This window comes from Tenacibaculum soleae, assembly GCF_030549005.1.
GTDB lineage: Bacteria > Bacteroidota > Bacteroidia > Flavobacteriales > Flavobacteriaceae > Polaribacter > Polaribacter soleae.
Window position 1 is genome coordinate 184,071 of the sequence record NZ_JAUOSW010000004.1, and the last position, 19,976, is coordinate 204,046.

The window sequence follows — 19,976 nt, forward strand, 5'->3', positions numbered from 1 at the left end:
AATTAGTTAAATAATGCGTATGCTATTGCAATAAGTCCTACAACGGCACAGTAAATTGAAAAGTAAGATAATTTGCTTTTTTTAACCAAGGCAATCATCCAGTTACAGGCAACTAATCCTGCTAAGAAAGCAGCAATAAATCCTGCAGATATAGGTGCAATCTCAGAAGATTCAAAATTAATATCTCCACTCAAAAGATCTTTTGCTATTTTTCCGAAGATAAGAGGTACCACCATTAAAAAAGAAAAACGAGCTGCTTTACTACGATCTATACCTAATAAAACAGACGTTGATATGGTTGCTCCAGATCTTGAGATACCTGGTAACATGGCAATAGCTTGCGAAATACCGATAATTACAGCGCTACTAAAAGAAACTTTTTTGTTGGTATTTTTAGCTTTGTCGGCTAATAATAATAATACCGAGGTAATTAAAAGCATTGCACCAACTAATAATATTTTTCCTCCAAAAAATGATTCTAATTGTTCTTCAAACAATAGTCCAATAATTACTGCTGGAATCATAGAAATGATAATTTTTAAAGAAAATTTTGTTTTTTCATTCCATTTAAATTGGAATAAACCTTTAAAAATCTCCGCAATTTCTTTTCTAAAAACAACCAGTGTGCTTAATGCGGTTGCAAAGTGTAGTACTACAGTAAAAGTTAAACTTTCTTCAGGAATAGAAGTGTCTCCTAAAATAGCTTTGGCTAATTCAAGATGCCCACTTGATGATACAGGTAAAAATTCGGTAAGTCCTTGAATAATTCCAAGAATAATAGCTTCTAGTAAATCCATGCCTATTTTTTAGGGTTGGCAAAAATAGCATAAATTTCAATACCTAGTCCAATAATTACTAAGGTTGGTGCTAAACGGATTCTGCGCCAGCTATAAATTTCTTCATTAAAAACATTAGGGTTTTCACTTCCGCCACCGGCCATTAAAATAAACCCTAAACCAATTATGGCTAAGCCAATTAGCATAATGATATAATTTCGTTTACCGAACAAGAATTCTTGTTTTGGTTGATTGTCTTTTTTCATAAAAATCTTAATAATACAAATCGTTAGTTTGTAGGTTTAAAAAACGTTGTGTGGCAAAAAAGGTGCTTATCCAAGTAATAAAAAAAGCAGTAAATAAAACCCCGCCTGTTACGTATGCTAATGATACGTAATCGGTTAATAATTCTAGAGTAGGAATGTATTTGTTAAGATAATAAATTACAATAGCTAAACCAATTAAAGAAATAACGGCTCCTAAAACTCCTAGCTTAATACTTTGCCAAATAAAAGGTTTACGAATAAAACTTTTGGTAGCGCCCACCATTTGCATGGTTTTAATGTTAAATCTTTTAGAATAAATAGATAATCTAATAGAACTGTTTATTAAAATAATGGCTACTAAACCAAAAAAACCACTTAAAACTAATAACCAAAAGCTAATTTTTTGAATGTTTTTAGTTAGTAATTCCACTAAAGGTTTATCATAGTTTATCTCAGCAACAAAATCATTTTTAATAAAACCTTTTTTTATTTCGTTCATCTTTTTAGGAGTAACAAAATCAGCTTTTAAGTAAATATCAATTCCATTTTTAAGCGGATTGTCTCCTAAAAATTTTATAAAATCTTCACCTAAATCTCTTTTGTAAGTTTTTGCAGCTTCATTTTTACTAATATAAACAACTTTTTTAGTGTATGTTTTCTTTTGAAGAGTTTGCTTAAATTTTTTTAACTGGATGTCAGTCATGGTATCTTTTAAAAAGAGGGTCATTACAACTTTTTCTTTGAAATGGTTGGCAACTTTAGTTGATTTTAATAATACCAAGCCTAAAACTCCCATCATAAAAAGTACCAAAGCAATACTAACTACTACAGAAACATAAGAGGATTGTAGGCGTCTTTTTTGAAAAGAATCAAAAGAGTTTGTCATTGTTTAATATGAGTTTAGACTTTGCAAGATACAAATATTTAATAATTTTTTAGCGAATCAATTATTCGATTTCTTGGCATAATTCAATTAAAACACCATTAGTGGTTTTTGGATGTAAAAAAGCAACTAATTTATTGTCAGCACCTTTTTTAGGGGTTTCATTTAATACCGTAAAACCTTCATTTTGTAAACGTTTTATTTCGGCATTAATATCGTTAACAGCAAAAGCTATGTGATGAATTCCTTCTCCTTTTTTATCAATAAACTTAGCTATTGGACTATCGGGTTTTGTAGCCTCTAATAGTTCGACTTTGTTTACACCAGATTTAAAAAAAGAAGTTTTTACACCTTCACTAGCAACTTCTTCAATTTTATAATGAGGTTTGCCAAAAAGTGAAGCAAACAGCTCATTAGATTTTTCTAAATCTTTTACAGCAATACCAATATGTTCTATATTATTCATTTGGTAAAAATAATAAATTCTATCGGTAACTAAGAATAGTAAAAACCAAAGTGTTTGCTATGAGAAATAATTAGTTTAATCATTGATTTATATAAGATGTTTATTTTGGTTTTTATAGGTTGGTGGTTTTTTAACCTTGTTATACTTGGGGCTTTAATTATAGTGCGTTGCATCTTAAATTGTGAAAGGAGATTTTACAAAAAGTATAGAGGAGAAAGGGATTGATCAAATAATATAAAATTGTATTTTTTAGATAAGCACCCCGAAAAGTAACAAGTTTAATAATAAATTGCTATATTTAAAGGCATAGTATAATCCCCCTTATAAGATAATAGTAACCAAACCTACGTAATTATGAAATATTCAGTTGTAGTTGTAGATGATCATACATTATTGTCACAAGCTATTGAGGGGATGGTAAATACTTTTGAAAAATTTAAAGTATTATATACCAGTAAAAATGGAAAAGAACTAACCGCAAAGTTTTCTGCTTCGCCTAAAAATATACCAGATATTGTATTGTTAGATGTTAATATGCCAATAATGAATGGTATTGAAACAACTGAATGGATAGTTAATAACCATCCAAGCGTAAATGTAATGGCATTATCGGTAGAGGATGCAGATAATACTATATTAAAAATGCTAAAAGCAGGAGCTGTAGGTTACTTGTTGAAAGATACAAAGAAAGAAGTTTTAGAAAAAGCCTTGTTAGAAATGATGGATAATGGTTTTTATCATAGCAAAAATGTGACAAACTTATTGTTAGATTCAGTATCAAGCAAAAATGGAAAGCATAATGTGTCTTTTAAAGATAATGAAATGAAGTTCATGAAGCTAGCCTGCTCTGAACTAACTTATAAAGAAATAGCAGAAAAAATGTTTTTAAGTCCCAAAACGATTGATGGTTATCGCGATAGTTTGTTTACTAAATTGAATATTAGAAATAGGGTAGGGTTGGTAATATATGCCGTGAAAAATAAAATTTACACTCCGTAATTTTATCCTTATTTTTGCAAGATGGAAGAAACGAACAGACAACGAAAAATTGCAGGAGTATTACAAGAAGATTTAGTAGATGTTCTACAGCGAGCTGCGCAAGATGGAATGAAAGGGATTATAATATCTGTTTCAAAAGTGTCGGTTACTGCCGATTTAGGAGTTGCAAAAGTGTATTTAAGCGTTTTTCCTTCTGATAAAAGAGATGAAATTGTTGAGGGAGTAATATCTAATACACCTTTAATTCGTCATGAAATGGCGAAAAGAACAAGACATCAGTTAAGAAGAATGCCTGAATTGTTGTTTTTTGGTGATGATAGTTTAGATTATATTGAAGATATTGATAAATCTTTAAAAGGTGAAGATGTAGATCCTATAAAAAACCCAGATGTTTTACCTCGCCGTCAAAAACGTTAATGAATTTTATTTAGAATACTAATATAAAATTTATAGCTAATTGAAATTTTCACTATACATCGCTAAAAGATACCTGTTTTCAAAAACAAGCACAAATGCAATAAATATAATTACATTTATTGCCGTTTTTGGTGTTGTTATCGGAACTTTAGCATTGTTTGTTATTTTATCTGGTTTTTCAGGGTTAAGAACTTTTAGTGAATCGTTATTAAGTGATTCTGATCCTGATATAAAAATAACAACATCAGTTGGAAAAACTTTTGAATATACCGATGAAATACATCAAAAATTAATTGGTCAAAAAGAAATAAAAGCAGTTTCTAAAACTATTGAAGAGCGAGTTTATCTAAAATATAAAGATAAAAATCAAGTTGCTTTTATAAAAGGGGTTGATGAACATTATAATACCATTATCCCAGTAGATTCTTTATTAACTGTAGGAACGTGGATTGATCCTGAGTTTAAAAATACAGCCGTAATTGGTTACGGAATTTCATATAATTTATCATTAGGTATCTTGAATTTTGGAGAGCCATTACAAATTATGGTGCCAAAACCAGGCAAAGGGTTTGTAAACGTAAACAATGCTTTTTATTCGGTTTCAACACAAATAGTGGGTGCTTATGAAGGAACCGAAGAGTTTCAAAATAAGTATGTTTTTACCGAACTGTCTTTAGCGCAAGAGCTTTTGAAGTATCGTAAAAATCAAATATCGGGGGTTGAGCTAAAATTAAATAAAGCAGTTGATTTAGATGATTTTCAACAAAAACTACAACAAAAATTAGGTGAAGGTTTTAAGGTTAAAACAAGAGCCCAGTTAAACAGTTTGTATTACAAAGTAATTAATACTGAAAATTTTATTTCTTATTTAATATTTACTTTGATAATAGCCATTGCTTTGTTTAATGTAATTGGATCTATAATTATGATGATTATTGATAAACGTAAAAACCTTAAAACCTTATACAATTTAGGAGCAAGTGTTGATGAAATTAAAAAAATATTTATCCTACAAGGATTTTTATTAACCCTTGTAGGGATGTTTGCAGGAGTTGTTTTAGGGGTTGTTTTAGTGTTAATTCAGCAACGATATGAACTATTTATGATAACAGAAACATTAGCTTATCCAGTTGAATTTAGATGGTTAAACTTATTGGTTGTACTGTTAACAATTGCCACATTAGGTTTTATTGCAGCCAAAGTTGCAAGTTCAAGAATATCTGTTAAATTTATTGAAAAATAAGATTACCCTATTTCAGGAATAATCATATTACCAAAGGTAGCTTCTACTTCATCAAAAGCAGCAAAAACATCTTTTGCATCATCTGAAGTAACCATTTTCATACGGTATTCTTTAAAATGAGGAATTCCCTTAAAATAATTGGTGTAATGTCTTCTAGTTTCAAAAACACCTAACACAGGCCCTTTCCAATCAATAGCCATTTGTAAATGCCTACGTGCCATTTCTACACGTTGTGCAATCGTAGGTTTAGCTAAATATTTACCTGTTTTAAAATAATGTTTTACTTCGTTAAAAAACCAAGGATACCCAATTGCGGCTCTACCAATCATACAGCCATCTAAACCATATTTATCACGCATTTCCATTGCTTTTTCTGGCGAAGTAACATCACCATTACCAAATACAGGAATGTGCATTCGTTGATTGTTCTTTACTTGTGCAATTGGCGCCCAATCTGCATCACCTTTGTACATTTGTGCACGTGTACGTCCGTGAATAGCAATGGCAGCGCAACCAACATCCTGCAAGCGCTCGGCAACTTCAACAATTCTTATCGAATCATGATCCCAGCCTAAACGTGTTTTTACTGTAACGGGTAAATTAGTGTGTTTTACCATGGCTTCAGTTAAAGAAACCATCAAATCAATATCTTTTAAAATACCAGCACCAGCACCTTTAGAAACCACTTTTTTAACAGGGCATCCAAAGTTAATGTCAATAATATCTGGGTTCGATTTTTCAACAATTTCTACCGTTTTTAGCATTGAATCTAAGTTTGCACCAAAAATCTGAATCCCAACAGGACGTTCTTTTTCGTAAATATCTAATTTCATAACGCTTTTTGCAGCATCACGAATCAGTCCTTCTGATGAAATAAATTCAGTATATACCACGTCAGCACCATTTTCTTTGCATAAAGCTCTAAACGGTGGGTCACTCACATCTTCCATCGGCGCTAATAATAGCGGAAAATCAGGAAGTTCAATATTGCCAATTTTTACCATGTTGCAAAGTTACTTTTTATTTTTTTATTGAGTAAATTTTTAATTGTACAACGTTTTTCAAAAAAGTATCTTTGTCGGTCATAAGAAGTTAGAACACGAAGCATGAAAAAAATAAGAAACTTTTGCATTATTGCGCATATTGATCACGGTAAAAGCACACTTGCTGATAGATTATTAGACTATACAGGTTCGGTTACCGAGCGTGAAAAACAAAGTCAGCTTTTAGATAATATGGATTTAGAGCGTGAGCGTGGTATTACCATTAAGTCACACGCAATTCAAATGGAATATACGTATGAAGGAGAAGAATATGTACTAAATTTAATTGATACTCCAGGACACGTAGATTTCTCGTATGAAGTTTCTCGTTCAATTGCTGCTTGTGAAGGTGCTTTGTTAATTGTTGATGCAGCACAAAGTATACAGGCACAAACAATTTCTAATTTATATTTAGCGTTAGATAATGATTTAGAAATTATTCCGGTATTAAATAAAGTGGATTTACCAAGTGCAAATCCAGAAGAAGTTACCGATGATATTGTTGATTTATTAGGATGTGACGCCGAAGATGTAATTCACGCAAGTGGAAAAACTGGTTTCGGAGTAGATAATATTTTAGCAGCAATTATAAATAAAGTTCCTGCGCCTCAAGGTAATCCTGATGCGCCGTTAAAAGCCTTAATTTTTGATTCGGTATATAACTCTTACCGTGGAATTGAAACTTATTTTAGAGTAATTGATGGTTCTATCAAAAAGAATCAACGAATTAAATTCATGGCAACAGGTAAAGAGTATGGAGCTGATGAGGTTGGTACTTTAAAGTTAGAACAAGAAGTAAAAAAAGAAGTAAAAACAGGAGATGTAGGGTATTTAATTACAGGTATTAAAGCCGCAAAAGAAGTAAAAGTAGGAGATACAATTACCGATTTTGAAAACCCTACAACCGATACAATTGATGGTTTTGAGGATGTAAAACCAATGGTATTTGCGGGTATTTACCCTGTTGATACAGAAGATTACGAAGAGCTTCGTAACTCAATGGAAAAATTACAATTAAATGATGCTTCTTTAGTGTTTCAACCAGAAAGTTCAGCAGCTTTAGGTTTTGGATTTCGATGTGGGTTTTTAGGAATGTTACACATGGAAATTATTCAAGAACGTTTAGAGCGTGAGTTTAATATGACCGTAATTACTACGGTTCCTAACGTATCATATCATGCTTATACAAAGAAAAATCCAGAGGAAATTGTTTTATTAAACAATCCAACAGATTTACCAGATCCATCAAGGTTAGATCGAGTAGAAGAGCCTTTTATTAAAGCATCTATCATTACAAAGTCAGATTTTGTAGGGCAAGTAATGTCACTTTGTATTGAAAAAAGAGGAGAAATCGTAAATCAAACGTATTTAACAACCGAAAGAGTTGAATTAACATTTGATATGCCGTTGGCAGAAATTGTTTTCGATTTTTATGATCGATTAAAAACAGTATCTAAAGGATACGCATCATTTGATTATGCTCCCATAGGAATGCGTACCTCAAAATTAGTACGTGTAGATATTTTATTAAATGGGCAACCTGTAGATGCACTTTCGGCATTATTACATGCAGATAACGCCTACACGATAGGTAAAAAAATAGTAGAAAAATTAAAAACGTTAATACCAAGACAACAGTTTGATATTCCTATTCAAGCTGCGATTGGAGCAAAAATTATTGCGCGTGAAACTACCAAAGCATTGCGTAAAGATGTAACAGCAAAATGTTATGGAGGTGATATTTCGCGTAAACGTAAGTTATTAGAAAAGCAGAAAAAAGGTAAAAAGAGAATGCGTCAGGTTGGTAATGTAGAAATTCCGCAAGAAGCATTTATGGCAGTTTTAAAACTAAATGATTAAGTTTTTTTAGGAATTAAAAGCCAAAACGAGAATTAATGAAAAAATCACATTATCAAATTATTGGTATATTTATAATTATCATACTTACTTCTTTTTTAAAGAATACTAATTACCAAGGTTTTTGGTTTTCATTTATTGTAGGGGTCTTATTTATAATTGGTCTTCTGTTTATTTTAGGAACTTTTCCAAGAAAAGAACAAAACGATAACTAATATGTTTGTTCCCCAGTGAAGGCAGTAACCCACGAAGATAAAAATTAAGAGTAGAAAAAAACCTTTTTGAGAAATCAAGAAGGTTTTTTTGTAGCTATTTCCTGCTTTTCATTATATCTTTTTTGAAAAAAACAAAAAAGGATGTCATTTCAATCAGGGCTATACTAGTTTAACAATATATGGCTATTTTAAGAGTAACTAATTGTAAATGTTGGCTTTTGTTTAGTTTTCAAGCCATTTTCTAAAATCAGAAGTAACAGCCGAGCTTGTCATTGATTTTTCCTTTACACCTTTCATGGTAATTAGCAACCGGTTTTTAAAATGACTTTCTATATTATCAATAAAATCGATGCAAATAATTTGACTTCTATTAATTTTAAAAAATTTAGAAGGGTTTAATTGCTGAAAAATGTTTCCTAAAGTTTGAGAAATATTGTGTCGTTTTCCAAAGTTGTCAGTAGCAATGCAAAAATCTCCAGACGCTTCAATCAAACTAATTTCTACAACACTTAATAATTTAATTCCTTTTGTTTTTTTTATAACAAATCGTTTTTTATACGATGTGTTTTCTTCTTTTAATGCTGATTTTAAATTAGATAATGTTTCAGAGTTTAAGTCGTTATAACTACCTTGGTTAAACAAAGATTGGTATTTTTTAATAGCCTTGTTAAAGTCAGATTTTGAATAAGGTTTTAAAATGTAAGCAATTCCGTTTGTATTAAATGCTTTAAATAAATATTCGTTGTGTGCTGAACAAAAAATAATAGGGCAATCAATTGTAACTTCATCAAACAAATCAAAAGAAATTCCGTCTAATAACTGAATGTCAGATAAAATAAAATTATATTTATTTTTAGAAAGAAATTCTTTTCCATCTTTATTAGAGCGTGCTAAATCGTGCGGTATTTCTTTACCAAAAAATTGATTTAAATAATTAACTAACTTTTGGTAAGCTGGTATTTCGTCTTCTAGAATTAAAATTTTCATAAGCTTAATTTTCTTCACTTAAATTAATAGTAGGAATAGATACGCTAAATTCTTTATCGGTATTAATAATAATAACTTTTTTGTCAGAAAGTAGTTTGTAACGAGTTTTTAAGTTGTTTAAACCAGTGTTAAGAGAGTCGCTTTTAGATACATATTTTGATTTTTGATTAACTACCTTTAGCGTGTTCTTTTTAATACAAATATCGGTGTTTATAGCAATGTTGTTTTCTGATTTATTATGTTTTACAACATTCTCTAATAGGGTTTGGATAGCGCCTGTTGGAACAAATTTATCTTTTATTGAAGTTTTTACGTTAATAGTAAAGTTGTAGTCATTACCAAAGCGAGTTTTTATTAAAAAAATATAGTTTTCAGCAAACTTTAACTCTTCTGATAACTCCATAACTTCAGCATCTTTTGTTTGAATTAAATAACGATAAATTAATGATAGTCGATTTATATATTCCTTAGCCTTCATTGGATTAAAATCAATTAAAGAGTCTAAAGTGTTTAGATTGTTAAATAAAAAATGAGGGTCTATTTGTGAACGTAATAATTTAAGCTCATTTTCTTTTTGTTGTTTCTCTATTTTTAATAAATCTCTTTGACTTTCATAAAACTTTTTAGTCAGCAATAAACCTAAAGGAAAGCTTATAGCATTTGATGCATAATTAATACTTTTTTTGATGAAGTCCCACCAATTAGGAAACTCGTTCCAAGGATTACTTCCGCTCCAAAATCCTGCAGTGTATTCAAGCCCTCCGCAAATTATTATAGTTAAAAGTCCAAAAAAAGCAAAGTGAAAATATTTTTTATGGTTTACAATATATTTAGGGATTAACCATAGGGTAAATGTTAATACCAAAATAATTGACATTATTATAAAAATTGGAATGTCTATTAAATACTCAATTAAAGCATTATTTCTTTCAGTATAATCATCTATTTCCAATAACATAGAAATACCGTAGTACACAAGTAGTAAAAAATAATCTGATTGGTTAAGTTTGGTATTCATAGTTTTGTTAAGTTATATTTCATTTAAACTAAGTTCAAAGAAAAATATTTTAGAGATTGTTTTTTAGTAAAAACAAAGTTAATTATTATCTTGAATTCTATTTTCTTCCTCATAAGAAGCATTGCGTTTTGATTTTTTCTTTCCAAATTTTGATCCAAAACTATACACTAAGCGTAGTTGGATGTTTTGACGCGAACCATTGCTTTCTACTTTAGCAGATCCATTTCCATAATCAATTTTACCGTTAAATCCTCTGTTTAACATTTTATTAAAACCAAGGTTTACTTTTAGTTTATCGTTCATAAATTTTTTTCCAAAAGAAAAATCTAAACCAGCCAACCAATTTACTTGTATTTGGTCTTCTAATGCACCTGTTCCGTAATTTCCACTCATCTCAAAATTAACATCCCAAGGTAATTTATAGCTTGCTTGCATAAACCAGAATAAATTCCATTTAGATAAAGCTACATTATAAGTTGCTGAGTTGTAACTGTTGTTGTTTACGATAAAACCAGTGTAACCTTCAACTCCTTTTATAAAACTTAATGGAGCGAATAATCTAAAATTCCAGTTAGTGTAATTTTTTACATTAACAGCTTGTTGTCTTATTTGTTTTGTGATGTTATTTTGTTTTATTAAATCAAAAATTACATTATCCGTTTCGCTATAGCCTACCGTAAAAAAAGGTTGTCCGTCGTATGTTAAATTAAATTGATAATTGTTAGTGAAAGCTGGTTTTAAATTAGGATTTCCTTGTTCGGCAGAAAACGGATCTAAATATTCTTCAAATGAATTTAAACTACCATAAGAAGGTCTTCTTATTCTATAACTATAAGATAAACTTGTGCCTAATTTTTCTGTTATTTTTTTTCCAATAGATGCACTTGGAAATAGTTTTTGAATAGGTCTTTTTTTAATTTCAGTTGATGGGATTCCGTTTTTTATAAATTTTGAGGTTCCATTGGTTTTACTATCTTCATAACGTAACCCACCAGAAAAAGACCATTTACCAGAGGTTGCATTGATTTTAGAATATATTGCAAAAATAGTTTCGTCAACTAAAAATTGACTACTACTCTCTTGGTCTAATTCGAATTCGTTTGAGTTGTTTTCAAGAAATGATTGCAAATCATTATTAGTATTTACAATTGCATATTTACCACCGATACTTACTTTTAAATTATCTGAAAAAGTTTTAGTATAGTCTATTTTAGATGTTTTTATAGTATATTTTCCATCTTGCTTATATCTTCTATCTGTAAAAGGAAGTGTGCTCCCTGCAACATCATATAAAGTATTAATGTTGTCATTTTTATAATTTATATAATTAAAATCAAAGATCAGTTTATCGGTATCAGATTTGTACTCGTAATAAGGGTTTATGTTAAAGTCAACACGATGCTTATCATAGCTGTTTTCAGAAAACAAAGTATTTGTTAAATTTGTGTCATAAATTATGGTTTTACTACTTGTAATTCTATCTGATTTTTTGGTATTCAAACGTGCTCCAATACCTATAGAGTTATAATCATTAATATAATAATCTACGTTTCCGTTTATGTTAAAACGATTTGGATTGTATGGTGATTTTGTGGTTTGATCATAAGTTTGATTATCAACGGTTCTAACTAAAAATAAGTCATCTCTCCAGGTTGGTTTGGAGTGTCCTAAACTAGTTTGCCAATTTAGTTTGTTCTTGTAGCTAGCTATGGCAACTTTGGTTCCGTATTCAAAGCCTTCATCTTCACCAATCCAACCAGTAACGCTTCCGTGAGTACCTAAACGTACATTTTTCTTCAAAATAATATTAATAATTGCTCCAGATCCAGTAGCGTCATATTCAGCACCGGGTTGTTCTATAACTTCAATTTTAGCAATATTATCTGCAGGGAAATCTCTTAAAAGTGTTTCTACATCCATATATTCAGTAGTTTTGCCATTAATTAGAATCCTGACACCTCTTTTTCCGGCAATTGAAATTCCGTTATTTGTAACTAATACACCAGGAACTTTTCGCATTACGTCTTGTAAGTTAGAATTTAACATTTCAGATTTTTCTAAATCAACAACCAACTTTTCGGCAGTTTGTTTAATAACAGGTCTTTTAGAGTTTATAACAACCTCATTTAGGGTTAAATTATCTTCATTTAAAGTAAAGTTTAAAGTTTTATTTGTTGATAATTTAAATTCTTTACTTTTTGTTGTTTTGAAGCCTAATGTAGATACAGTGATTTTATAGTTACCATGAGCGATATTTTTTAACGAATAACTTCCGTCGTCGTTAGAAATTGTTCCTTTAGGATTTGCTTCGTCTCCAGTTTTATAAAGTATGATATTTGTATAGGGCAAAGCTTTTTTGTTAGAATCAGTAATTTTTCCTGAAATATTGTATTGAGAAAATACAGAGGTAACTGTAAAAAATAGTAGTAAAGTAGTGATTGTAAATTTCATGTTTTTTTAGTTTAATACCTCAAAAGTGCGTTGTTAATCTAATTTTTGAAATTAAAATCTGATGAATTGGGCTAATTTTCCGATGAACAGCTATTGCTTAGCTGTCAAAAAAATGTAGTTATTAGAATAAAAAAAACTCTTAAATTTTATTAAGAGTTTTTGTAGGTGTTATATAATGAGAAAAGTGATTAATCTCTATTTCCTAAAATTTGTAATCCCCAATATAAAAGCATTGCTAAAGAACCTAAAGCAGCAACTAAATAAGTTCTAGCAGCCCATTTTAAAGCATCTTTAGATCCTGCTAATTCTTCACGGGTAACAATCTGTTTGTTTTCTAACCAAGCTAAAGCTCTATTACTTGCATCATACTCAACAGGTAAAGTAATAAAGCTAAATAAGGTACCTATAGCCATAAAAGCTAATCCTGCAATGGCAATATAAAAACCAATTCCTGTATTTCCAGAAGCAGCACCAAAAGCAATACCTCCAATTACCATCCATTGCGAAAAACGTGAAGAAATATTTACCATAGGCACTAACTTAGATCGCATTTGTAAATATTGATATGCTCTTGCATGTTGTACAGCATGTCCAACTTCATGGGCAGCAACAGCAGCAGAGGCAGCATTTCGCTGATTGTAAACAGCTTCACTCAAATTTACCGTTTTATTTTGTGGGTTATAATGATCTGTCAATCTACCAGGGGTCGAAATAACTTGTACGTCATTAATACCGTGGTCGCTTAGCATTTTTTGAGCAATCTCAGCACCACTCATGCCGTTTCTTAAATGAACTTTTGAATATTTATCAAATTTTCTTTTTAGTGTGTTACTTACTAACCAGCTAAATAAAGAGATAATACCAATTAAAATATAAAATCCTATCATAATTTATTTCGTTTTAAAAATTTGTGTCATTTTTGTTGGATAAATTTACAACATAAATTATTCCATAATTAAATTACTTATAACAAAAGTGTCATAATGTCAAATAAACCTAAAATTTTAATAGTTTATACAGGAGGAACCATTGGTATGGTGAAAGATTATAATACAGGAGCTTTAAAAGCTTTTGATTTTAGTCAGATATCAAGTAAAATTCCTGAATTACAACATTTAAATTGTGAAATCACAACCATTTCATTTAGTAATCTGATAGATTCTTCAAATATGAATGTGGATTATTATATTGAAATAGCTCAAATTATTTCTGATAATTACAATAATTATGATGGTTTTGTTGTTTTGACAGGGTCTGATACGATGTCGTACACATCATCAGCAATAAGTTTTATGTTTGAAAACTTACAAAAACCTGTGATTTTTACAGGATCTCAATTGCCAATAGGTGATTTACGTACTGATGCCAAAGAAAATTTAATAACATCAATAGAAGTTGCATCAACATATGAAAACGGAAAACCTGTAATACAAGAAGTTGGGTTGTATTTTGAGTACAAATTATACAGAGCTAATAGAACAACAAAAATAAATGCAGAGCAGTTTGAAGCTTTTGCTTCGATGAATTACCCTGCTTTAGCAGAAAGCGGTGTACATTTAAATTTTAATCTGTCAATGTTATTAAAATCAGACAAACAGGAAGAAAAACTTGTTTTTAGGAAAAAACTGGACAATAATGTTGCAATTTTAAAGTTGTTTCCAGGAATAACAGCATCTGTTGTAAAAAGTTTTATGAACATACCAAACCTAAAAGGAGTAGTTTTAGAGACGTATGGCTCTGGAAATGCCCCAACTGAAAAATGGTTTTTAGATTTGTTAGAAAAGGCGGTAGCTAAAGGGATTTATATAGTTAATGTAACGCAATGTAAAGGTGGGAGTGTTATTTTAGGTCATTATGAAACAAGTTCAGATTTAAAACGGATAGGAATTGTAGACGGAAAAGATATTACAACCGAAAGCGCCATTGCAAAAATGATGTATTTGTTAGGAGAAAAGTTGTCAAAAGAACAATTTAAGTACTGTTTTGAAACTTCATTAAGGGGAGAAATCAGTTAGAACGTGTTTTTTCTATTTATTTTTATCACTGTAACTGCTTGAATTAGTAAGAGAAAGAAGAAAAAAAGAACAAATAACATAGTTTTTTTTAATGTACCAAGATTTTTTTGTTACTTGCCACTTTCAAAATTAAAAGTGTAATAAGTACAAGCAAAGAATTACTTTTTAATAAAAAAAACAGTTTTTCTTAACAAAATTTGTATTTTTAACCCGTTAACTATTTAAAATTAATTATAACAAAATGAAGAAAGTAGTAAATTTCCTAACTGTTGCAGGATTTATGTTTTTAGGGGCTATTCAGTCAACTTATGCTCAAGAAGCTGAAAAAACTTTTCACCAAGAGTTAAAACAACGTTTTATTGAAGGAGATCCTAAATTTATGGGGATTGTATTGGTAGCTTTAATTTTAGGTTTAGCAATTGCAATTGAAAGAATCATTTATTTAAACATGGCAACAACAAATACTAAAAAATTAGTAGCAAGTGTTGATGATGCTTTAAGTTCAGGTGGTGTTGAGGCTGCTAAAGAAGTTTGTAGAAATACAAAAGGGCCTGTTGCTTCTATCTTTTACCAAGGTTTAGAAAGAGCAGATGAAGGTTTAGAAGCTGCTGAAAAAGCCGTAGTAGGTTATGGTGGTGTACAAATGGGATTATTAGAGAAAAATGTTTCTTGGTTGTCTTTATTTATTGCTTTAGCACCAATGTTAGGGTTCATGGGAACCGTAATTGGTATGATTGAAGCTTTTGATAAAATTGCAGTAGCAAATGATATTTCACCAGCAGTAGTAGCAGGAGGTATTAAAATAGCACTTTTAACAACTGTATTTGGTCTTGTTGTAGCAATTATTTTACAAATTTTTTATAATTACATCGTTTCTAAAATCGATAGTATTGTAAATAATATGGAAGATGCTTCAATCTCTTTAATCGACTTATTAGCTAAGTATAAAAAATAATAAATCATATGAATAATAAAATATTAACATTACTTACAGCTGCAATATCACTTATTGGTGCAGCATTGTTTGTAAACGTTGTAAGAATAGATAAGGAAAACGTAGAGGCGGTTTCTGATGCTGTTTCTCCATTAGTTACTTATTCATATTATTTATTAATAGGAATAGTAATTGTTGCAGTGGTAATTTCATTACTAAGTATGTTTAAAAACCCAGCTGCCTTAAAAAAGACAGTATTAGGTGTTGCTGCTTTAGGTGTTATCTTTGCTGTATGCTATATGTTGTCTTCTAACGGAAATGTAATTGGAGCAGACGGTGCAGAATTAGTAGGAGAAGGAAGTATTTCTAAATGGGTAGGAACAGGGATTAGCTTTAGCATGACTTTAGGTGCTGTTGCAAGCGTGTTTTTTGTAGTAGATTTATTAAAAGGAATAGTTAAATCGTAAGTTATTATGGCAAGAAGAGAAAACCCAGAAATTAATGCAGGTTCGATGGCAGATATTGCATTCTTGCTACTTATCTTTTTCCTTGTAACAACAACAATGGATGTTGATTCAGGTATTCCTAAAAAGTTAGCTGAAAAAACAGATGTTGAACCACCAATAGTAAAAGAGAAAAATATTTTTCAAGTTAGTATTAACCGTAATAATGAATTATTCGTAGAGGATGAAATTATGGAGTTAAAAGACTTAAAAGATGCTGCTATAAAATTTATAGATAACGGTGGTGGTGTTGGTAACCCAATGCCAGGAAAAGATGCAGGAGCGTCTTGTAATTATTGTAAAGGAGCAAAAGATCCAGAATCATCAGACCACCCAAACAAAGCTATTATATCTGTTGAAAGTGATAGAGGTACTGAATTTGGAACCTATGTTTCTGTTCAAAATGAGTTATTAAAAGCTTATGCCGAATTACGTAATAACCTTTGCCAAGAGAAATATGGTATGAGTTTTACTGAATTAGACAAAGCTTTTAAGGCAAGTGCAAGAAAAGATGATGCACTTAGAAGAAAAGTTGAAGATATTAAATCGAGTTATCCTCAAATTATATCAGACAGCGAGCAAACTAATGTTCAATAGTATTAAAACAATTTAAGTATGTCTAAATTTAAAAAGAAGAAAAAAGAGATGCCTGCAGTGAATACTTCTTCACTTCCTGATATTGTTTTTATGTTATTATTCTTTTTCATGGTAACTACGGTAATGAGAGAAAACGATTTGTCTATCGAAGCTCCTCGTCTGCCAAGTGCAAGTGAAGTTAAGAAACTTGAACGTAAAAGTTTAGTTAGTACTATTTATGTAGGAAAAGCCAAAGACGCTAAATATGGTACAGGCTATAATAGAATTCAATTAAATGATAAGATTGCAACGCCTGATGACGTACCTTCTTTCATTTTTTTAGAAAGAGGGAATGTATCTGAAGCTGAAGTTCCATTTATGACAACTTCTATAAAAGCAGATAAAGAGTCAAGTGTTGGTACATTAGCTGATATTCGTGAGAAATTAAGAGATGTTAATGCTCTTAAATTGAGCTTATCTACTCATAAAGCAAGTGATATTACAAAATAATTACTTACTATATTCACATAAAAGAGCAATCACACGATTGCTCTTTTTTTATATCTAAAATTAGTTAGATTTATATATTATTTTAATTATGAAAAAAACGATAATTTTATTTTTCATCTCAGCTATAGTTTATGGACAAAAAGATTCTTTACAAATAGGTGATCGTTATTGGGATGATCAATTATATATAAATATATCGTATAATACTTTAAATAACCAGCCTGTAAGGGTAAGTAAAAGTGGTTTTTCTTTTGGTATCTCTGGTGGGTATATAAAAGATATTCCTTTTGTTAAAAGTGGTAAATTAGGACTAGGTATTGGTTTAGGTTATGGCTTTGATTCTTTTAATCATAATTTAAAGATTGTTAAAGGAAGCCCGAATAGTTTTCAGATAGACAATAATATCACTCAAAATAAATTTAAAGTACATAATATTGAAATGCCTATTCAATTTCGTTGGAGATCATCAACAGCAAATACTTATTCTTTTTGGCGATTTTATACTGGTGTTAAGTTAAGTTATAATATAAGTAATCACTTTACATATAGTGATTCAGGTACAAGTATTAGTATTTCTAATTTAGATGAGTATCGTAAGTTTCAAACAGGATTTATTGTTTCAGCTGGTTATGGAACCTTTAATTTTCATATATATTATGGCTTGAACCCTATTTTTAAGAGAGCAACACTTAATGATAATACAGTTGATACTAATATTATTCGATTTGGTCTGAGTTTTTATTTATTATAAGATGTAAAAAGTAAAAAAAGGAGCGACTAGGCCAATAAAAAAACCAAGATATACTTCCGTGCTAGTATGAGCTTTTAAATGTAATCTTGAGCTTGCTAGTAGACCAGATAATAATAAGAAAATTATTGTTATTGGAGTAATAGCTAAGCTGTGTAGTTGTTGAAACAATAAAAAATAACCTAGAGCAGCCCCAATAGATAGTAAATGTAAGCTTGTTTTAATTTTAAATACAAATAATATATAAATTAAACCAAGACCTAATACAACTCCAAAAAAGAGATAGCTAAGATCTTTAATAATCGTAGTTTCGTAAAAAAACTTTCCGAGCATAAAAAATAGCGCCATCATAAAAAATATAGGAATCTTACGTTCGCTAATTCTCTTTACTTGATATGAGCTTATGTAACCAATAGATTTTAATAAAATTAATAAAAGTAACGGGATAATATAAGTGCTAATAAATACAACGCTCAAAATTGTATATTGTTGGTGTCGACTTAAATTAACTGGCGTTAAAATAAAGTATAGTAATATACCAATTGTTGGTATTACAATTGGGTGTAAAGCGGTTGATATGAATTTATGCCAGCGCATTATATTTCTTTTCGTAAACGTGCCACTGAAATATCTAACTGTTCACGATATTTTGCAACGGTTCTTCTGGCAATAGGATAGCCTTTTTCTTTTAGTATTTTAGATAATTTTTCATCAGTCAAAGGCTTCCTTTTATCTTCTTCTTGAATTACGGTTTCAAGAATTTTTTTAATTTCACGAGTAGAAACATCTTCTCCTTGATCATTTTTCATTGATTCAGAGAAAAAGACTTTTATTAATTTTGTTCCGTAAGGCGTAGCTACATATTTACTGTTGGCAACCCTAGATACCGTAGAAACATCCATCTGAATTTCGTCAGCAATATCTTTTAAAATCATTGGTTTTAACTTACGTTCATCACCAGTTAAAAAATAAGCTTCTTGACGATGCATAATTGCGTTCATCGTAACCAATAATGTTTGTTGACGCTGTTTTATAGCATCTATAAACCATTTTGCTGCATCTAATTTTTGTTTGATGAACATTACTGCGTCTTTTTGACTCTTACTCTTATTTTTAGCGTCACTATATCCTTTTAACATGTTGTTATATTCTCTTGATACATGTAATTCAGGAGCATTTCTAGAGTTTAAGGTAAGTTCTAAAACACCATCAATAATTTGAATTGAAAAATCAGGAACAATTTGCTCAGCTATTTTATTATTACCTGCATAAGAGCTTCCTGGTTTGGGGTTTAACCTACCGATTTCTGTAATAGTTTCTTTTAAAAGTTCTTCATTAATATTAAACTTTTCAAGAAGTTTTTTGTAGTGTTTTTTTACGAAATGATCAAAAGCATTTTCTAAAATATCTATAGCTAAAACTCTTGTTTCTTTTTCAGGTTTGGATTTTAACTGAATAATTAGGCATTCCTTTAAATTACGAGCGCCAACTCCTATAGGGTCTAGTTTTTGAACAACATTAAGCAAAACATTTTCTACCTTTTCTTCGGTTGTAAATACGTTTTGAGTAAATGCTAAATCATCTACAAGATCAATAACTTCTCTACGAATATACCCGCTATCATCAATACTACCAACTAAAAACTCAGCAATTGCTCGCTCTTCTTCATCAATACGAAAGGTATTTAATTGATTTTTTAAGGATTGATGAAAAGTAGTACCCGCTGCATACGGAACTTGTTTTTCTTCATCATCAGCTGAGTAATTATTTGCTTGTGTTTTATAACTAGGATATTCGTCGTCACTTAAATACTCATCAATATTAATATCCTCAGTGTCTATTTTCTCATTTCCTTCATCATAATCGTCAGCATTGGTTAAGGTATCTTCAAAGTTTTCAGGTTCTTCTTTGCCTGTGTCTAGCGCAGGATTTTCTTCAATTTCTTGTTTTAAGCGTTCTTCAAAAGCTTGTGTTGGTAGTTGAATTAACTTCATCAGCTGAATTTGCTGTGGAGATAATTTTTGAAGTAATTTATAATGTAAACCTTGTTTTAGCATACTTACAAATAT

The 19,976-nt window shown here is 30.2% G+C and carries 22 protein-coding genes; 11 read left to right on the forward strand and 11 right to left on the reverse strand.

Annotated elements, in window-relative coordinates; all coding sequences use genetic code 11:
* Positions 1-2: 2 nt before the first annotated feature.
* From Q4586_RS07310 to mce, 4 genes are all read right to left on the reverse strand, one after another.
* Positions 3-797 (reverse strand): undecaprenyl-diphosphate phosphatase, encoded by a 795-nt coding sequence (locus tag Q4586_RS07310; RefSeq protein WP_303527900.1) that lies wholly within the window; start codon positions 795-797, stop codon positions 3-5.
* Positions 798-799: 2 nt separating this feature from the next.
* Positions 800-1,042, reverse strand: coding sequence for a DUF3098 domain-containing protein (locus Q4586_RS07315; protein ID WP_303527901.1), 243 nt, complete (start codon positions 1,040-1,042; stop codon positions 800-802).
* A 7-nt stretch (positions 1,043-1,049) separates the two neighbouring features.
* The gene (locus Q4586_RS07320) at positions 1,050-1,928 is read right to left on the reverse strand and encodes a cell division protein FtsX (protein WP_303527903.1); all 879 of its coding nucleotides are present in this window, start codon (positions 1,926-1,928) and stop codon (positions 1,050-1,052) included.
* A gap of 61 nt (positions 1,929-1,989) precedes the next feature.
* Positions 1,990-2,391 carry a methylmalonyl-CoA epimerase gene (gene mce, locus Q4586_RS07325; protein ID WP_303527905.1) on the reverse strand — a complete coding sequence of 134 codons (402 nt, stop codon included), beginning with the start codon at positions 2,389-2,391 and terminating at the stop codon, positions 1,990-1,992.
* A 351-nt stretch (positions 2,392-2,742) separates the two neighbouring features.
* On the opposite strand from mce, the gene Q4586_RS07330 reads away from it, so the two are divergent.
* Genes Q4586_RS07330 through Q4586_RS07340 form a run of 3 tightly spaced genes read left to right on the forward strand, consistent with a single transcriptional unit; the run spans position 2,743 to position 5,050 of the window.
* Positions 2,743-3,390, forward strand: a complete 648-nt coding sequence (locus Q4586_RS07330; RefSeq protein ID WP_084443052.1) for a response regulator transcription factor — start codon at positions 2,743-2,745, stop codon at positions 3,388-3,390.
* A 21-nt stretch (positions 3,391-3,411) separates the two neighbouring features.
* Positions 3,412-3,807 carry a 30S ribosome-binding factor RbfA gene (gene rbfA, locus Q4586_RS07335; protein ID WP_068702742.1) on the forward strand — a complete coding sequence of 132 codons (396 nt, stop codon included), beginning with the start codon at positions 3,412-3,414 and terminating at the stop codon, positions 3,805-3,807.
* A gap of 40 nt (positions 3,808-3,847) precedes the next feature.
* Positions 3,848-5,050, forward strand: a complete 1,203-nt coding sequence (locus tag Q4586_RS07340) for an ABC transporter permease (RefSeq protein ID WP_303527908.1) — start codon at positions 3,848-3,850, stop codon at positions 5,048-5,050.
* Between the two features lie 2 nt (positions 5,051-5,052).
* On the opposite strand, the gene dusB is transcribed toward Q4586_RS07340, so the two are convergent.
* A complete protein-coding gene (gene dusB, locus Q4586_RS07345; protein ID WP_068702746.1) occupies positions 5,053-6,054 on the reverse strand; it encodes a tRNA dihydrouridine synthase DusB in 1,002 nt (333 codons plus the stop codon).
* A gap of 102 nt (positions 6,055-6,156) precedes the next feature.
* Between dusB and lepA the strand changes: the two genes are divergently transcribed.
* The gene (gene lepA, locus Q4586_RS07350) at positions 6,157-7,953 is read left to right on the forward strand and encodes a translation elongation factor 4 (protein WP_068702748.1); all 1,797 of its coding nucleotides are present in this window, start codon (positions 6,157-6,159) and stop codon (positions 7,951-7,953) included.
* A 35-nt stretch (positions 7,954-7,988) separates the two neighbouring features.
* Positions 7,989-8,165, forward strand: a complete 177-nt coding sequence (locus tag Q4586_RS07355) for a hypothetical protein (RefSeq protein ID WP_176714950.1) — start codon at positions 7,989-7,991, stop codon at positions 8,163-8,165.
* Between the two features lie 222 nt (positions 8,166-8,387).
* Here the strand turns inward: Q4586_RS07355 and Q4586_RS07360 are convergent, their stop codons facing one another.
* The 4 genes from Q4586_RS07360 to Q4586_RS07375 all read right to left on the reverse strand — a co-directional run bounded on the left by Q4586_RS07360 (position 8,388) and on the right by Q4586_RS07375 (position 13,508).
* Positions 8,388-9,152, reverse strand: coding sequence for a LytR/AlgR family response regulator transcription factor (locus Q4586_RS07360; RefSeq protein WP_084443054.1), 765 nt, complete (start codon positions 9,150-9,152; stop codon positions 8,388-8,390).
* 4 nt (positions 9,153-9,156) lie between these two features.
* Entirely contained in the window at positions 9,157-10,170 is a 1,014-nt protein-coding gene (locus Q4586_RS07365) for a sensor histidine kinase (RefSeq protein ID WP_271406275.1), read from the reverse strand.
* A gap of 78 nt (positions 10,171-10,248) precedes the next feature.
* Positions 10,249-12,621: a TonB-dependent receptor gene (locus Q4586_RS07370; protein WP_303527913.1), complete on the reverse strand. Its 2,373-nt coding sequence runs from the start codon at positions 12,619-12,621 to the stop codon at positions 10,249-10,251.
* Positions 12,622-12,809: 188 nt separating this feature from the next.
* Complete coding sequence (locus Q4586_RS07375; protein ID WP_068702754.1) at positions 12,810-13,508, reverse strand: zinc metallopeptidase; 699 nt, start codon at positions 13,506-13,508, stop codon at positions 12,810-12,812.
* A gap of 96 nt (positions 13,509-13,604) precedes the next feature.
* Between Q4586_RS07375 and Q4586_RS07380 the strand changes: the two genes are divergently transcribed.
* The 6 genes from Q4586_RS07380 (at position 13,605) to Q4586_RS07405 (ending at position 17,910) form a co-directional block, all read left to right on the forward strand.
* Complete coding sequence (locus Q4586_RS07380; RefSeq protein WP_303527915.1) at positions 13,605-14,636, forward strand: asparaginase; 1,032 nt, start codon at positions 13,605-13,607, stop codon at positions 14,634-14,636.
* Positions 14,637-14,877: 241 nt separating this feature from the next.
* Positions 14,878-15,591: a MotA/TolQ/ExbB proton channel family protein gene (locus Q4586_RS07385; protein ID WP_068702757.1), complete on the forward strand. Its 714-nt coding sequence runs from the start codon at positions 14,878-14,880 to the stop codon at positions 15,589-15,591.
* Positions 15,592-15,599: 8 nt separating this feature from the next.
* Complete coding sequence (locus Q4586_RS07390) at positions 15,600-16,037, forward strand: hypothetical protein (protein WP_068702759.1); 438 nt, start codon at positions 15,600-15,602, stop codon at positions 16,035-16,037.
* Between the two features lie 6 nt (positions 16,038-16,043).
* Complete coding sequence (locus Q4586_RS07395; protein WP_068702760.1) at positions 16,044-16,670, forward strand: ExbD/TolR family protein; 627 nt, start codon at positions 16,044-16,046, stop codon at positions 16,668-16,670.
* A gap of 18 nt (positions 16,671-16,688) precedes the next feature.
* Complete coding sequence (locus Q4586_RS07400; protein ID WP_068702761.1) at positions 16,689-17,159, forward strand: ExbD/TolR family protein; 471 nt, start codon at positions 16,689-16,691, stop codon at positions 17,157-17,159.
* A gap of 88 nt (positions 17,160-17,247) precedes the next feature.
* Positions 17,248-17,910, forward strand: a complete 663-nt coding sequence (locus Q4586_RS07405; RefSeq protein WP_068702762.1) for a porin family protein — start codon at positions 17,248-17,250, stop codon at positions 17,908-17,910.
* Here the strand turns inward: Q4586_RS07405 and Q4586_RS07410 are convergent.
* Together Q4586_RS07410 and rpoN are read right to left on the reverse strand one after the other, a co-directional pair.
* The gene (locus tag Q4586_RS07410) at positions 17,905-18,504 is read right to left on the reverse strand and encodes a hypothetical protein (protein WP_068702764.1); all 600 of its coding nucleotides are present in this window, start codon (positions 18,502-18,504) and stop codon (positions 17,905-17,907) included. The genes Q4586_RS07405 and Q4586_RS07410 overlap by 6 nt on opposite strands.
* A complete protein-coding gene (gene rpoN / locus Q4586_RS07415; protein WP_068702766.1) occupies positions 18,504-19,964 on the reverse strand; it encodes an RNA polymerase factor sigma-54 in 1,461 nt (486 codons plus the stop codon). The genes Q4586_RS07410 and rpoN overlap by 1 nt, the downstream gene beginning before the upstream one ends.
* Positions 19,965-19,976 lie beyond the last annotated feature (12 nt).